Here is a 14,523-nt window from a genome sequence, read left to right as displayed (position 1 = left end):
TTAGTCCTCCCCCAGGATCTGCGGCACCTTGAAACGCTGCTGCTCCTGGGCCGGGGCGCCGGAGAGCGCCTGCTCGGGGGTGAGCGAGGGACGGACCTCGTCCGCGCGCATGACGTTCGTCAGCGGCAGCGGGTGGGAGGTCGGCGGTACGTCTTGGTCGGCGACCTCGCTGACGCGGGCGACCGCGCCGATGATGTCGTCCAGCTGTCCCGCGAAGTGTTCGAGCTCTTCGGGCTTCAGCTCCAGACGCGCCAGCCGGGCGAGGTGGGCGACCTCCTCGCGCGTGATGCCAGGCATGCGGCGTTCCTCTGGGGTGAGTGTGTGTGGTTTGGCGCCAATCCTATGGGGCGGGGGCCCTCAGCCGTTAAACGGTTTCACCGGGACCCCGGTCACCGGCCTCGCGCGTCCCACACCGGGCTCTTCATGAAGTGGTTGTCGTACAGCTCCTGCACCGCCAGGAGGCTCTCCGGGCCGACCTCTCCGAGGGCGATGCGCTGCAGGTGGCGGAAGTACTCGAAGCGCTCGACGCCGGGTGTGATGACAATGAGGAGGTCGGCGTCGGCACCGGGCGCGGCGGCGAAGGCGTGCGGCAGGCCCGGCGGGACGACGACGAGGTCACCGGGTCCGGCGGTGACGACCTGGTCGCCGGAGAGGATCTCGGCGGCGCCGTCGAGCAGGAAGAACATCTCGGCGGAGTTGTCGTGCCAGTGCGGCTTGGCGCCGTCCGCTCCGCCGCTGAGGGTGATCCGCTGGGTGGACAGCGCACCGCCGGTCGCACTGCTGTCGGCCAGCAGCTTCACGGTGGTCGGCGCCCGGCCCACCACCTCGGCCTCGGCATCGCGGACGATCACGGACTCGTCGAACTTCGGTACGAGCAACGACATTTCGGGACCCCGTTCGGATGAGGAATGCGGACGAGAAATGAGGAGTACGGCTCGGGCGGCTCAGACGAGGAACAGCAGCACGGCACTGATCAGTACAACGATCGCCGTGGCGAAGTGGATCCCGAAAGCGACGGCTTTCGCCCCGCCGTGGCGCAGCACTATCAGGGTGTCGCCGAACGGCACGAGGGCCACACAGAGCATGAACCAGGCCTCGGCATGCGCCCCGGCGAAAGCCAGCACGGCGAGGCCCACCAGGCCCAGCGTGCCGTCCCTGAGGCCCTTGATCGTGAGGTAGGCGCCGGCGTCACCGGCGGGATCGGCCGGGACCCCGTAACCGGCGGCGGCGGGGCCGGGCTGGAACAGGAACCGGTAGCCGAGGAACAGACAGAACAGGTCGAGCACGATCGCCAGGGTGTACGCGGTGATGGTCATGCCACTTCTCCTCGTCTCGTTTTCTAGCAACGCTAGCAACAAGAGCGAAGCTAACAGAGCGTCGAAAGAAACGCTAGCGATGCTAGAATCCCGGGCATGACGATTCAGACGCGCCGGGAGCGCGAGCGGGCGGAGCGGGAGCAACTGATCGTCTCGGCCGCACGCGAACTGGCCGAGACGGAGGGCTGGGACGCGGTGACGACCCGGCGCCTGGCATCCGAGATCGAGTACAGCCAGCCCGTCCTCTACAGCCACTTCAAGGACAAGGGCGCGATCATGGCGGCGGTGGCGGTGGAGGGCTGCGCCGTACTGGCCGCCGAGTTGCGTACGGCGCGCACGGCGGCGAAGGGCACGCGCGGGGCACTGAGCGCGGTCGGTGAGACGTACACGTCGTTCGCGCGCCGCCGCCCGGCCCTCTACGACGCGATGTTCACGCACATGGTGGACCTGCCGTTCGCCACCCCGGAGGCACCGGCGCCCTTGCAGGCGGCCTTCGGCGAGATCTTCCAGGCCGTCGAGCCCATCGCGGCCGAGGGCGACGACCCGGGCGTGCTGACGGAGACGTACTGGGCGGGCCTGCACGGACTGGTCACGTTGATGCGCAGCGGCCGCCTACCGGAGAAGGCCCACGAGCAGCGGCTCGCCCTGTTGACCGCCCACTTCACAGCAGGGGTGAGTTGAACACCCCAGGGGGCGCGGGGAACTGCGCGACCAGCCGCAACCGGGCCGCAGCCGCGACCAGACAGAAGCCCCCACCCCACTAGGCGCAGCCGATCAGCCGATCCTCCCGGGATCATCAGCCGCAGCCGCCGGCAAGGCAGCCCGCGGCCGCTGCCACCCCCGCGACCCCCGCGCCCGCAACCACGCCGTCATGTCCTCGGGCGGCATCGCCGCAGCGACAAGCCACCCCTGAACGGCATCACACCCCAGATCCCGCAACCGCTCCCACGTCTCGTCGTCCTCGACCCCCTCAGCCACGACGAGCAACCCGAGGGAATGCGCGAGATCAACGGTGCACCGAACGATCTCCGCGTCCTCCGTGTCCACCGCCAGCCGAGCCACGAACGACCGGTCGATCTTCAACTCACTGACCGGCAGCCGCCGTAGATGCACCAGGGACGAGTACCCCGTACCGAAGTCGTCGAGAGACATCTTCACGCCGTGCCCGGTCAGCCCGTTGAGGGTGTCGGCGGCGCGCTGGGGGTCCTCCAGGAGGACGTGTTCGGTGATCTCCAGCTGGAGCGAGCCCGGCGGGACACCGTGCCGGGCGAGGCGCGCGGCGACGGAGCCGGCGAACCCGGGGGTGTGGACGTCGCGCGGGGAGACGTTCACCGCGACCGGCACGAACAGCCCCTGGGCGCGCCACCTGGCGACCTGGGCGAGCGCCGTGTCCAGCACGTACTCGGTGAGATGGGGCATCAGCCCGGACGACTCGGCGATCGCTATGAACTCGTCCGGCGGCACCTTCCCGCGCTCCGGATGCACCCACCGCACCAGCGCCTCAAGTCCCGCCACCTGACCGTCGAAGCGGACCTTGGGCTGGTAGTGCAGCTGTACCTCGTGCGCGTCGAGCGCCCGCCGCAAGTCCCCCAACAGGCCCAGCCGGTCAGGGGTGTTGGAGTCCCGCTTGGACTCGTAGACCTCTACGCCGGTCCGGTCCCGCTTCGCCTGGTACATCGCGACGTCGGCCCGGCGCAGCAGCCCCTCGGCGTCGAGGGCGTGGTCGGGGAAGACCGCGACGCCCGCGCTGGCCTCCAGGACGAGGGTGAGTCCGTCGAGGTCGAGCGGGGAGCTGAGCGCGGCGACGAGGTTGCGGGCGACCCGGGTCGCGGACGTCGTGGAGTCGGCGACGGGCAGCAGGACGGCGAACTCGTCACCGCCGAGCCGCGCGGCCTCCGCCCCGCGCGGCAGCGCCACCCGCAGCCGGTCGGCTATCTGCAACAGCAGCCGGTCACCGGCCAGATGACCGAGTGTGTCGTTGACCGATCGAAAGCGATCGAGGTCGATCAGCATGAGCGCGGCCTTGGCGCCGATGCGCTCGGCGTCGTCCAGAGCGGTCCAGATGCGCTCCAGGAGCCACTGCCGGTTGGGCAGCCCGGTCAGCGGGTCGCGCAGCTGCTCCTCGGCCCTGGCCCGGGCCATCCACAGGGTGGAGTCGAGGGCGATGAGCGGGATCGAGAACAGGGGCAGCAGGACCGGCTGGGCTACGGCGACCACGCAGATGAGGGGCGCGATACCGAGCAGGGCTACGGCGACCAGCCCCTGTCTGAGCAGGGCGGTGCGGGCGACGGTGGGCAGTCCGCCGTGGCGCGGGGCGTGCAGGTACCAGAGCAGGGTGCGGGTCACGGCGAGGTACGCGACGGCGACCAGGACCACCTCGGGGGCGGTGTAGACCGTCCAGGTGTCCGGGTTCCAGGGCTTCTCGACGGACGGCACCCGGCCGAACGCGCCCAGCACGAGTGCGCCGGCGGCTATGCCGAGGATGTCCACCGCGCCGTGCAGCACGCCCTGGCGCCAGCGGTTGCGCCTGGCTATGCCGACCAGGACGACGACCGTGAGGCTGACCATGCCGGCGGCGACCCAGCCGTAGAGCAGCAGGACGCCGAGGGTGAGGGCGGCGCCCGAGCCGGTGCCGCCCCACCAGCGGGCGCGGCCCAGGGCGACGAGATGGCCGACGATGATGCCGGTCAGGACGGCGAGCGACCAGCCGACCGTGCCGGACGGGAAGAGCGCGTGGTCGCCGGTGAACGCCCGGAAGAAGCCGGCGCCGAGGACGAAGCCGGCCGCGACCACGACCGCCGTGGGCAGCGCGGGCCAGGTCAGATGGCGGTCACTGTCGCCCGGCAGCCCGGAGCCCGGGTCTGCCGAGAGTGGTGCGGAGTGGCGGGCGTCGGGTGTGGAGTACTGTCCGGTGGCGCGCGGCTGGGTGGCGCCCGGACGCTCCACGGGTCGCGCTCCCCAACGACTCTCCCGCCAGGCGCCGGTGAGCCGGCGCAGCAGTGAGTCCGGGGGGGCGCTCTCGGTCGGTTCCATTCCCGTCCCTCTCACAGCCGGCGGTGCCCACGCCACGCGGTCCGATGCCCGACTTCCGTCAACGGCACCGCGTTTGGAAAACCCCTCCCCCTGCTCACCAAGAGCAGGGGGTTGCCCCAACCGCAGCTGGGCACGGCAGGTGCACACCTCAACAGTAGGCCGCAGAAGGCTTCCACGGGCAGCGGTCGTAGACGGTTGCCCGAATGCGACCCGGCCACCCGTATGCATCTGGTATGCGCCGATCGGGTGGCCTTCAACCGCCGCACCTCGCTACTCCTCGACCGGAAGCGCGACTTCGGCGGCCGCCTCGGGTCCCTGTTCCAGCAGGACGACGAAGCCGTCCTCGTTCAGAACAGGCACCTTGACCTGCATTGCCTTGTCGTACTTCGAACCAGGATTGTCACCTACGACGACGAAAGACGTCTTCTTCGAAACAGAACCGGTCACTTTCGCTCCCCGGCTCTGCAGGGCGTCCTTCGCCCCGTCCCGCGTGAAGTGCTCGAGTGTGCCGGTGACGACCACGGTGAGACCTTCGAGCGGGCGCGGGCCCTCGTCCTCGCCGGACCCCTCGTCCTCCATCCGGACCCCGGCCGCCCGCCACTTGCGCAGGATCTCCTGGTGCCAGTCCTCGGCGAACCACTCCTTGAGGGAGGCGGCGATGATCCCGCCGACGCCGTCGGTGTCCGCCAACTCCTTCTCGGTGGCCTGCTCGATCCGCTCGATCGAACGGAACTCGCGGGCCAGCGCCTCGGCCGCGACCGGGCCGACATGACGGATCGACAGGCCGGTGAGGATGCGGGCGAGCGGGCTGTCCTTGGCCGCCGCGATGGTCTCCAGCATCGCGAGCGCGTTCTTCTTGGGCTCGCCCTGCTGGTTGGCGAAGACCGTCACGATCTTCTCCTCGCCGGTGTTCGGGTCGCGCTTGGGCAGCCCGCTGTTCTGGTCGAGGACGTACGCCTTGATGGGCAGCAACTGCTCGATGGTGAGGTCGAACAGGTCTCCCTCGTCCTTCAGCGGCGGGTCGGCCGGCTCCAGCGGCTGGGTGAGAGCGGCGGCCGACACATAGCCGAAGTGGTCGATGTCCAGCGCCTTGCGGCCCGCGAGGTAGAAGAGCCGCTCCCTCAACTGGGCAGGACAGGCACGGGCGTTCGGGCAGCGGAGGTCGATGTCGCCCTCCTTCATCGGCCGCAGCGGCGTCCCGCACTCGGGGCACTCGGCCGGCATCACGAACTCCCGCTCGCTGCCGTCGCGCAGGTCGGCGACCGGGCCGAGGATCTCCGGGATGACGTCACCGGCCTTGCGCAGCACCACCGTGTCGCCGATGAGGACGCCCTTGGCCTTGACGACCTCCTGGTTGTGCAGGGTCGCGAACTCGACCTCCGAGCCGGCCACCGTCACCGGCTCGACCTGGGCGTACGGCGTGACCCGGCCCGTACGGCCCACGCCCACACGGATGTTGACGAGCTTGGTGTTGACCTCCTCCGGCGCGTACTTCCACGCGATCGCCCAGCGCGGGGCGCGGGAGGTGGATCCGAGTCGCCCCTGGAGGGGGATCTCGTCGAGCTTGACGACGACGCCGTCGATCTCGTGCGCCACGGAGTGGCGGTTCTCGCCGTAGTACCGGATGAACTCCCGTACGCCGTCGAGGTCGTCGACCACCTTGTTGTACGACGAGGTCGGCAGGCCCCAGGACTTCAGCAGGGCGTACGCCTCGGAGAGGCGGGTGAGGGGGTCGAAGCCCTCCAGGGCGCCGATGCCGTGCACGACCATGTGCAGGGGGCGGGTGGCGGTGACGCGGGGGTCCTTCTGGCGCAGTGAACCCGCCGCCGCGTTACGGGGATTGGCGAAGGGCTTGTCGCCGGCCTCGACCAGCCGGGCGTTGAGCTCCTCGAACTTCTCCATCGGGAAGTAGACCTCGCCGCGGATCTCCACGAGGTCGGGCACGCGGTCGCCGGTGAGGCGGTCCGGGATCTCCGCGATCGTGCGGACGTTGGGCGTGATGTCCTCGCCCGTACGGCCGTCACCGCGGGTCGCCGCGCGCGTGAGGCGGCCGTGCTCATACGTCAGGTTGACGGCGAGGCCGTCGACCTTCAGCTCGCACAGGAAGTGGTGGTCGGAGGTACCGACGTCCTTGTGGACGCGCTCGGCCCAGGCCGCCAGCTCCAGGTCGTCGAACGCGTTGTCCAGGGAGAGCATGCGGGAGCGGTGGACGACGGAGGTGAACTCCGTCTCGTACGCCCCCGCGACCTTCTGGGTCGGCGAGTCCGGCGTGCGCAGCTCCGGGTACTCCTCCTCCAGCGCCTCCAGGGAGCGCAGGAGCTTGTCGAAGTCCGCGTCGCTGACGACCGGCGCGTCGTTCACGTAGTACCGGAAGCGGTGCTCCTCGATCTGCTCAGCGAGCTGCGCGTGCTTCTCCCGTGCCTCTGCGGGCACCGCCGTCTCCGCTTGCCTGTCGCCGGCCACCGTGTTGTCCTTCCGTCACTCAGGGTTGTCCGCGAGGGATCTCGCCGCCCGGACGCAGTGGGCGAGGGCCTGGCGCGCGTACTCGGGAGAAGCCCCCGCGAGTCCGCACGACGGGGTGATCGTGACCGCCTCCGCGAGAAGTCCCGGTCGCAGCCCCAGCCTGCGCCACAGCGTCCTGACACCCATGACGCTACCGGCAGGGTCTGACAACGCGGTGACCGTGCCCGGCACGACACCGGCGAAGAGCCGGGTGCCGGCCTCGACCGCCTCGCCGATCACGTCGTCGTCACGCTCGGTGAGGAGCGAGAAGTCGAAGGAGACCCCGGCCGCGCCCGCCCGGCGCAGCAGGGCGAACGGCACGTCCGGTGCGCAGGAGTGGACGACGACCGGACCGTCCGCGTGCACGCCGACGACCTCGCGGAGGGTGCTCTCGACGAGTTGGCGGTCCACGGCGCGGTAGGTGCGGTAGCCGCTGGCGGACCTGACATGTCCGCGCAGTACGCCGATCAGGGACGGCTCGTCGAGCTGCAGCACGATCTGGGCGCCGGGGACGCGGCGTCGGACGTCGGCGAGGTGGTCGCGCAGGCCCTCGGCGAGCGAACCGGCGAGGTCCCGGCAGGCGCCGAGGTCAGAGAGCACGGCCTCGCCGTTCCTCAGTTCCAGACTGGCGGCGAGCGACCAGGGCCCCACCGCCTGCACCTTGAGCGGCCCCTCGTACCCCTGAGTGAACTCCTCGAACGCGTCGAGGTCCTCCCCCAGCCACGCCCACGCCCGCTTCGTGTCCCGCCCCGGCCGGTCCCCGATCCGCCACCCGCTGGGCTCCACACGCGCGTACACCTCGACGAGCAGCCCCGCGGTCCGGCCGATCATGTCCGCGCCGGGTCCCCGGGCGGGCAGCTCGGGCAGGAACGGGAAGTCCTCGAAGGCCCCGGTCGCGGTCTTCGCGGCCTCACGGGCGTCGGTGCCGGGCAGGGAACCGACACCGGTGGCGGGACCGAAGCTGAACTGGCTGTTGTTGCTCACCCCGGAAGACTAAGCCGCCGACGGTGGGGCGGTTTCCGGGGCGCCGCCGGTACCCGGTGGGCGGTTCAGCGAGTCCAGACCCCGAGCCGCTCCAGGAACCTGGCCAGCCGCTCCGGATCCGCCACCTCCAGGTTGTTCTCGAACCGGTCGCGCTCCCAGGAGACGTCCGTCCGACCGTGCACACTGCCTGCGCCGATGAACTCCCCCTCGGCGTCGAGCAGAGCGATGGTCACACTGCCGTGGCAGCGGCAGATGTCGTCGATGAAGGCGCCGGTCGTGGTGAGGGAGCGCAGCAGCGCAAGGTCCTCGGCGTCGAACACCTCACCAAGGAGCCCGCGTTCGGCGAGCTGCCCGCCGTTGTCGCCGCCTTCGAGGACCACCGCGGCCTCCGTGCGCCCCCACACCTCGTCGAGCCAGTCCCGGACCACCGCACCGCTCGCACCGCTTCGCCGCTCGGGGCTCTTCACCGCCCCGGCCGCACCGTCAGGTCGTTGACCTCCGCGTCCCCCGGCAGATCGATCGCCATCAGGATCGTCGTCGCGACCGACTCGGGGTCGATCCACTGGGAGGGGTCGTACTGCTTGCCCTCCTGTTGGTGGACCTTGGCCTGCATGGGGCTGGCGGTGCGGCCCGGGTAGACCGAGGTGACGCGCACGCCGTTGGCGTGTTCCTCGTGGCGCAGGGAGTCCGCCAGGGCCTTCAGGCCGTGCTTGGAGGCGGCGTACGCGGACCAGTCGGCGCTCGCCCGCAGGCCCGCGCCGGAGTTCACGAAGAGGACGTGGCCGCCGGACAGCCGGAGTTGGGGCAGGAAGTGGCGGGTCAGTTCGGCGGGGGCGATCAGGTTGACGTTCAGCTGGTGGCGCCAGGTCTTGGGAGTGAGGTCGCCCACCGGGCCCAGGTCGACCACCCCGGCGATGTGCAGGAGCGTGTCCACGCGGTCGGGCAGGGTCTGGTGCGAGAACGCCCAGCTGAGCTTGTCCGGGTCGGCCAGGTCGCCCACCAGGGTGCTCGCCCCGGGGTACTCCGCCGCCAGTTCCTTCGCGCGGCCCGCGTCGCGCGCGTGGAGCACGAGTTGGTCCCCGCGCGCGTGCAGCCGGCGGGCGACGGCCGCGCCGATGCCGGAACCGGCCCCGGTGATCACATGTGTTGGCATGTCCGCCATGCTCGCATCACTCGATGCCCTGGCTCTCCTCCAGGTAGGCCAGCGCCCCCACCGGCTCCTCCGCGAAGAACACCAGGTCGGTGAGCGGGACGGGCAGGAACCCCTCGTCGTCCATACGCCGGAACTGGGTCTTCAGGCCGTCGTAGAAGCCCGCGGTGTTGAGCAGCACCACCGGCTTGTCGGTATGGCCGTGCTTCTTCAGCTCCAGGATCTCCGTCGCCTCGTCCAGCGTCCCGGTGCCGCCGACCATGATCACCACGGCGTCGGACTTCTCCAGGAGCAGCCTCTTGCGTTCGGCGAGGTCGGCCGCGATCACCATCTCGTCGGCGTCCGCCCGCGCGGAAGCCGCCAGGAAGGTCACCGAGACGCCCACCAGCCGGCCGCCGGCCGCCTGTACGCCGTCGGCGACCACCTTCATCAGCCCGGACTCCGAACCGCCCCACACGAGCGTGTGCCCGCCCTTGCCGAGCAGTTCCGCGAACTCGCGCGCGGGGCGCGTGTAGCGCTCGTCCAGGTCGGCGGCGGAGAGAAAGACACAGATCTTCATGTCGTCACCGTACGCGGGAAGAACCAGGGGTCCGCGAGTGCTTTTCCGGTATGGCCCAAGGACACACGATCACGATCGAGCAGGGCGACCGGCACGTCCGCGTCGTCCACGGCGACCAGGTGCTGGCGGAGAGCGACCGCCCCCTCGTCCTGAAGGAGACCGGTTCTCCGGTGCGGTACTACATCCCCCCGGAGGATGTACGTCTCGACCTCCTGACCCCCTCCGAGACCCACACCCACTGCCCCTTCAAGGGCGACGCGTCCTACTGGTCGCTGCCGGACTCCCCCGACCTGGTGTGGGCGTACCCCGACCCCAAGCCGGACGTAGCCCAGATCAAGGACCACCTCTGCTTCTACGAAGTAGAAGTGTCGTAGTCGATTCAGAAGTGTCGTGACCGATTAGTCGGCGTTCCTTCGGCAGTCTTCACCGACATGGACAAGAAGACTGTTTCGCGCGACGGCACCGCCATCGCGTACGAACGCATCGGTGCGGGCCCGCCCGTCGTCCTGGTCGGTGGCGCGATGACGACGGGCGACGGGCTCCTGCCGCTCGCCGCGCAGCTCGCGCACCGGTTCGGAGCCGTCCCGTACGACCGCCGCGGCCGGGGCGCGAGCGGCGACACGGCGCCGTTCGCGGTGGCCCGGGAGGTCGAGGACCTCGCGGCGCTGATCGACGCCGTGGGCGGCAGCGCGGCTCTCTACGGCCACTCGTCCGGCGCCGCCCTCGCCCTGCACGCGGCGGCGAGCGGCCTGCCGGTGACCCAAGTCGCCCTGTACGAGCCCCCGTTCGCCCTCGACACGACCGGCGCCAAGGAGCGCGCCGAGTACACCGAACGCCTCACGGAACTCCTCGCCGAGGGCCGCCGCGGCGACGCCGTAGCGCTCTTCATGGCGCTCACCGGCGCACCCCCGGAGATGATCGACGGCGCCCGCCACTCCCCCATGTGGCCCGGCATGGAGGCCATCGCCCCCACGCTCGCCTACGACGACGCGGCCATGGGTGGCGGTCTGGTGCCGGCGGAGCGGCTGGCGTCCTTGTCCGTCCCGGTGCTGACCATCGCGGGCGGCGCGAGCGCCGAGTGGATGCGGGAGGCCGCCCGGGCCGTGGCGGACGCGGCGCCGGACGGGACGTACCGCACGCTGGACGGTCAGACCCACATGGTGGACCCGGCCGTCCTGGCACCGGTGCTCACGGAGTTCTTCGCCAACTAGCCGCGCACGGGCCCGACATCACCCGTACGGGCCCGGTACCGACCGTGTCAGGCCATCGCCGTCGCCGCGCGCGTGGTCGTCGCGATCGTCGCCGACCCCACCACGCGCGTGTCGTCGTACAGCACGATCGCCTGCCCGGGGGCCACGCCCCGCACCGGCTCGGTGAACGACACCTCCAGGGTGCCGTCGACGAGTTCGGCGGTGACCTCGGTCTCGCCGCCGTGGGCGCGGAGCTGGGCGGTGTAGGTGCCGGGGCCGGTCGGGGCCGTGCCGCACCAGCGGGGCTTGACGGCGGTGAGGCCGCTGACGTCGAGGGAGGCGGCCGGGCCGACCGTCACCGTGTTGTCCACCGGGGAGATGTCCAGAACGTAGCGCGGCTTGCCGTCGGCGGCCGGGGTGCCGATGCGCAGGCCCTTGCGCTGGCCGATGGTGAAGCCGTACGCGCCCTCGTGCGAGCCGATGACGGAGCCGGACTCGTCGACGATGTCGCCCTCGGCCTTGCCGAGGCGGTTCGCGAGGAAGCCCTGGGTGTCGCCGTCGGCGATGAAGCAGATGTCGTGCGAGTCGGGCTTCTTGGCGACCGCGAGGCCGCGGCGCTCGGCCTCCGCGCGGATCTCGTCCTTCGTCGTGACCGTGTCGCCGAGCGGGAAGAGGGCGTGCGCGAGCTGCCGCTCGTCAAGGACGCCGAGGACGTACGACTGGTCCTTGGCCATGTCGGAGGCGCGGTGCAGTTCGCGGGTGCCGTCCTCGTTCACGATCACCTGGGCGTAGTGGCCGGTGCAGACCGCGTCGAAGCCCAGGGCGAGCGCCTTGTCGAGGAGCGCGGCGAACTTGATCTTCTCGTTGCAGCGCAGGCACGGGTTCGGGGTGCGGCCGGCCTCGTACTCGGCGACGAAGTCCTCGACGACGTCCTCGCGGAAGCGGTCGGCGAGGTCCCAGACGTAGAACGGGATGCCGATGACGTCGGCGGCGCGGCGGGCGTCCCGTGAGTCCTCGATCGTGCAACAGCCACGCGCGCCCGTGCGGAACGATTGCGGGTTCGCGGAGAGCGCGAGGTGGACGCCGGTCACGTCGTGGCCGGCTTCCGCGGCACGGGCGGCGGCGACGGCGGAATCGACGCCGCCCGACATGGCGGCGAGTACGCGAAGGGGGCGGGGGCGCTGCGAGGTCTCAGTCATAACCCTTCCAGGGTACGGGTCGTCGGGAACCGGAGCCCGCGAGTATCCGTTGACGATCACATGGGGGAGACACAGAGCGAGCAGAACCGTCAGGACGGTCAGAACAGTCCGGGCGATCGGGCGGGGAAGCCGCCGGGTCCCGCGGACACGTCACCGGGTTCCGCCGGCCGGCGTCCCGGGCGGCGGGCGCTGCTCATCGGCGGGGCCGTGGCCGCCTTAGGGACCGCCGTGGTGGCCCGGGACGAGTTGGCGCGGCTGTGGTGGCGGACGCCTGGGGTGGAGAAGCCGCGGACTCCGGGGGCCGTCGATTTTCGAGGGGCCACGTGGGTGGCGGCTTCCTCGGCGAACTACCGGCGGGCCGACCGGCCGGACGACTACGCGATAGACCGGGTGGTCATCCATGTCACACAGGGCAGTTACGCGAGTGCGGTGAAGGCCTTCCAGGACCCCGGGCACCAGGCGGCCGCGCACTACATCGTCCGGCAGCGCGGCGACATCACGCAGATGATCCGCGAGCTGGACGTGGCCTTCCACGCGGGGAACCGGTCGTACAACGAACGCAGTGTCGGCATCGAGCACGAGGGCTTCGTGGAGCGGAAGTCGTCGTTCACCGCCGCGATGTACACGAACTCCGCACGGCTGACGGCCCAGATATGCCGGCGCTACGGAATCCCTGTGGACCGGGAGCATGTCATCGGGCATGTGGAGGTGCCGGGGACGGATCACACGGATCCCGGGCGGTACTGGGACTGGGACCGGTACATGACGCTCGTAAGGCGGGCACACCGGACGCAGGTGTGACTCGGGTCACATGGCGGTTTGGCTATGAGTCGTTTCAGTCACGGCGGTGTCCGATGCGTCCCCTGTTCAGGATGTGACCTGGGGCACGCCAACTCGGCTTTCGGCCAAGGGGAGTTGGGGAGCGAGCCCGCACGCTTATCTTTCATAGATTGCTCTGCTGGCTACTAACAACCCCCCAGTCTTTACACAGCCCTTAGGTCAAATCTCTGGCCTCATGACACACACCAGCGAGCCCGCGTCCGATCAGAACAGAGACAACAAGGGCAACCACCGCAAGAACACGGCCGAGAAGCGCGACCACGACAAGGACACCGCGGCCCGGGGCAAGGGCCTGCACCGGCGCAAGTTCCTCGGCGGCATGGCCGGAACCGGCATCGCGGCGGTCGCGGCCGCCGGCGGCGCCTTCGCCCTGCTGAACGGCGCGGCGAAGAGCAAGGCCTCCGCGGCGGACGCCACCCTCACCATCCCGGACCTCCTCGAGGGCACCACCACCGACGGCGTCACCACGTACACGCTGGAGGCCAAGACCGGCACCCACGAGGTGATCTCGGGCGTCACCAGCAGCACGATGGGCTACAACCAGGACTTCCTGGGCCCGACCCTGAAGTGGACCAACGGCGACGTGGTCCTTCTCAACATCACCAACGACATCGGCGAGGACACGACGGTCCACTTCCACGGCGCCCACGTGCCCGCGAAGATGGACGGCGGCCCGCAGGTCGCCTTCGCCGACGGCACGACCTGGTCCCCCACGTTCACGGTCAAGGACCCCGCCACCACGCTCTGGTACCACCCGCACGCCCTGGGCACCACCGCCAAGCAGGCCGTGCACGGCCTGGCCGGGATGATCATCGTCGAGGACTCCACGGACGCGTCCACCGCGCTGCCCAGCGACTACGGCGTCGACGACGTCCCGCTGATCTTCCAGTCCCTCGCCGTGGACACCGACGGGGACATCAAGTACGACGCGGCCGGCTACCGGCTGAGCACCACCACCTTCCCCCTCCTGCTCAACGGGACCAACGTGGACTCCACCACGCTCGGTTTCACCGCCACCAAGACCCGGACCCGGTTCCGCGCGCTGAACGCCTCGCCGTCCGACATCATCGTGATCCAGCGCAGCGACGGCGGCACCCTCACCCAGATCAGCACCGACCAGGGCTATCTGACCGAGGCCACCGAGGTGACCACGATCCGCCTGGTGGCCGGTGCCCGGGCCGAGTTCGTCATGGACCTCACCGCGGACGCCACTCTCCAGGCCGTGATCACCACCGGCTGGATCCGCGGCGGCAGCGGCACCTACGACGTCCTCGCGGTGACGGCCAGCGGCACCGACACCCCCGCCGACCTGCCCACCCTCAACACCATCGACCGGTACGACACGACCGACTTCACCGCCCGGACGATCACCCTGGGCCAGAACGGCGCGACCATGCTGATCAACGGGTCGGCGGGCACCACCATGGCCGCGATGGCGATGATCAGTACGACGGTCGGCGCGAAGGAGATCTGGACGATCCAGAACTCCACCCAGCTGGAACACTCGTTCCACCTGCACGACGTGCCGTACCAGCTGATCTCCATCAACGGCGAGGATCCCACCGGGGTCCAGCTCGGCTGGTACGACACCTACGAGGTGGTCGGCGGCGGCTCGATCAAGATCGCCATGGAGTTCACCGACTTCTCCGACGACACCTATATGTACATGCTCCACTGCCATCTCCTGCAGCACGAGGACGAGGGCATGATGGCCTCCCTCATGGTGACGGAGAGTTAAGCGGGACGCCGA

At 70.3% G+C, this 14,523-nt stretch carries 15 protein-coding genes; 5 read left to right on the top strand and 10 right to left on the bottom strand.

What is annotated here, in order from left to right:
- The 3 genes from gatC to R2B38_RS29765 all read right to left on the bottom strand — a co-directional run bounded on the left by gatC (position 1) and on the right by R2B38_RS29765 (position 1,316).
- Positions 1-297: an Asp-tRNA(Asn)/Glu-tRNA(Gln) amidotransferase subunit GatC gene (gene gatC, locus R2B38_RS29775; protein ID WP_007384860.1), complete on the bottom strand. Its 297-nt coding sequence runs from the start codon at positions 295-297 to the stop codon at positions 1-3.
- Between the two features lie 92 nt (positions 298-389).
- Positions 390-884, bottom strand: coding sequence for a cupin domain-containing protein (locus R2B38_RS29770; protein WP_318018983.1), 495 nt, complete (start codon positions 882-884; stop codon positions 390-392).
- A gap of 60 nt (positions 885-944) precedes the next feature.
- Positions 945-1,316 (bottom strand): DUF4267 domain-containing protein, encoded by a 372-nt coding sequence (locus R2B38_RS29765; protein WP_318018982.1) that lies wholly within the window; start codon positions 1,314-1,316, stop codon positions 945-947.
- A 96-nt stretch (positions 1,317-1,412) separates the two neighbouring features.
- Between R2B38_RS29765 and R2B38_RS29760 the strand changes: the two genes are divergently transcribed.
- A complete protein-coding gene (locus R2B38_RS29760; protein WP_318018981.1) occupies positions 1,413-1,997 on the top strand; it encodes a TetR/AcrR family transcriptional regulator in 585 nt (194 codons plus the stop codon).
- Positions 1,998-2,090: 93 nt separating this feature from the next.
- On the opposite strand, the gene R2B38_RS29755 is transcribed toward R2B38_RS29760, so the two are convergent.
- From R2B38_RS29755 to R2B38_RS29730, 6 genes are all read right to left on the bottom strand, one after another.
- Complete coding sequence (locus R2B38_RS29755; RefSeq protein ID WP_318018980.1) at positions 2,091-4,349, bottom strand: bifunctional diguanylate cyclase/phosphodiesterase; 2,259 nt, start codon at positions 4,347-4,349, stop codon at positions 2,091-2,093.
- Between the two features lie 270 nt (positions 4,350-4,619).
- Positions 4,620-6,812, bottom strand: a complete 2,193-nt coding sequence (gene ligA, locus R2B38_RS29750) for an NAD-dependent DNA ligase LigA (RefSeq protein WP_318018979.1) — start codon at positions 6,810-6,812, stop codon at positions 4,620-4,622.
- 15 nt (positions 6,813-6,827) lie between these two features.
- Entirely contained in the window at positions 6,828-7,835 is a 1,008-nt protein-coding gene (locus tag R2B38_RS29745) for a methionine synthase (protein ID WP_318018978.1), read from the bottom strand.
- A 65-nt stretch (positions 7,836-7,900) separates the two neighbouring features.
- Positions 7,901-8,302, bottom strand: a complete 402-nt coding sequence (locus tag R2B38_RS29740) for a hypothetical protein (protein ID WP_318018977.1) — start codon at positions 8,300-8,302, stop codon at positions 7,901-7,903.
- Complete coding sequence (locus R2B38_RS29735) at positions 8,299-8,997, bottom strand: SDR family oxidoreductase (RefSeq protein ID WP_318018976.1); 699 nt, start codon at positions 8,995-8,997, stop codon at positions 8,299-8,301. The genes R2B38_RS29740 and R2B38_RS29735 overlap by 4 nt, the downstream gene beginning before the upstream one ends.
- A gap of 7 nt (positions 8,998-9,004) precedes the next feature.
- The gene (locus R2B38_RS29730) at positions 9,005-9,544 is read right to left on the bottom strand and encodes a TIGR00730 family Rossman fold protein (protein ID WP_318018975.1); all 540 of its coding nucleotides are present in this window, start codon (positions 9,542-9,544) and stop codon (positions 9,005-9,007) included.
- A 50-nt stretch (positions 9,545-9,594) separates the two neighbouring features.
- On the opposite strand from R2B38_RS29730, the gene R2B38_RS29725 reads away from it, so the two are divergent.
- Positions 9,595-9,918 carry a DUF427 domain-containing protein gene (locus tag R2B38_RS29725; protein ID WP_318018974.1) on the top strand — a complete coding sequence of 108 codons (324 nt, stop codon included), beginning with the start codon at positions 9,595-9,597 and terminating at the stop codon, positions 9,916-9,918.
- A gap of 57 nt (positions 9,919-9,975) precedes the next feature.
- A complete protein-coding gene (locus R2B38_RS29720) occupies positions 9,976-10,755 on the top strand; it encodes an alpha/beta fold hydrolase (RefSeq protein ID WP_318018973.1) in 780 nt (259 codons plus the stop codon).
- 47 nt (positions 10,756-10,802) lie between these two features.
- Here R2B38_RS29720 and mnmA read toward each other — a convergent pair whose 3' ends face one another.
- Positions 10,803-11,933, bottom strand: coding sequence for a tRNA 2-thiouridine(34) synthase MnmA (gene mnmA / locus R2B38_RS29715; protein ID WP_318018972.1), 1,131 nt, complete (start codon positions 11,931-11,933; stop codon positions 10,803-10,805).
- Positions 11,934-11,993: 60 nt separating this feature from the next.
- Between mnmA and R2B38_RS29710 the strand changes: the two genes are divergently transcribed.
- Both R2B38_RS29710 and R2B38_RS29705 read left to right on the top strand, forming a co-directional pair.
- On the top strand, positions 11,994-12,734 hold the full coding sequence (locus R2B38_RS29710; protein ID WP_318018971.1) for a peptidoglycan recognition family protein: 741 nt from the start codon (positions 11,994-11,996) through the stop codon (positions 12,732-12,734).
- Positions 12,735-12,948: 214 nt separating this feature from the next.
- Positions 12,949-14,511 (top strand): multicopper oxidase family protein, encoded by a 1,563-nt coding sequence (locus R2B38_RS29705; RefSeq protein WP_318018970.1) that lies wholly within the window; start codon positions 12,949-12,951, stop codon positions 14,509-14,511.
- Positions 14,512-14,523: the final 12 nt, after the last annotated feature.

Source organism: Streptomyces sp. N50, from assembly GCF_033335955.1.
Taxonomy (GTDB): domain Bacteria; phylum Actinomycetota; class Actinomycetes; order Streptomycetales; family Streptomycetaceae; genus Streptomyces.
Note: the sequence above shows the minus strand (reverse complement) of the source record. Positions and strands in the feature narration are given on the sequence as shown.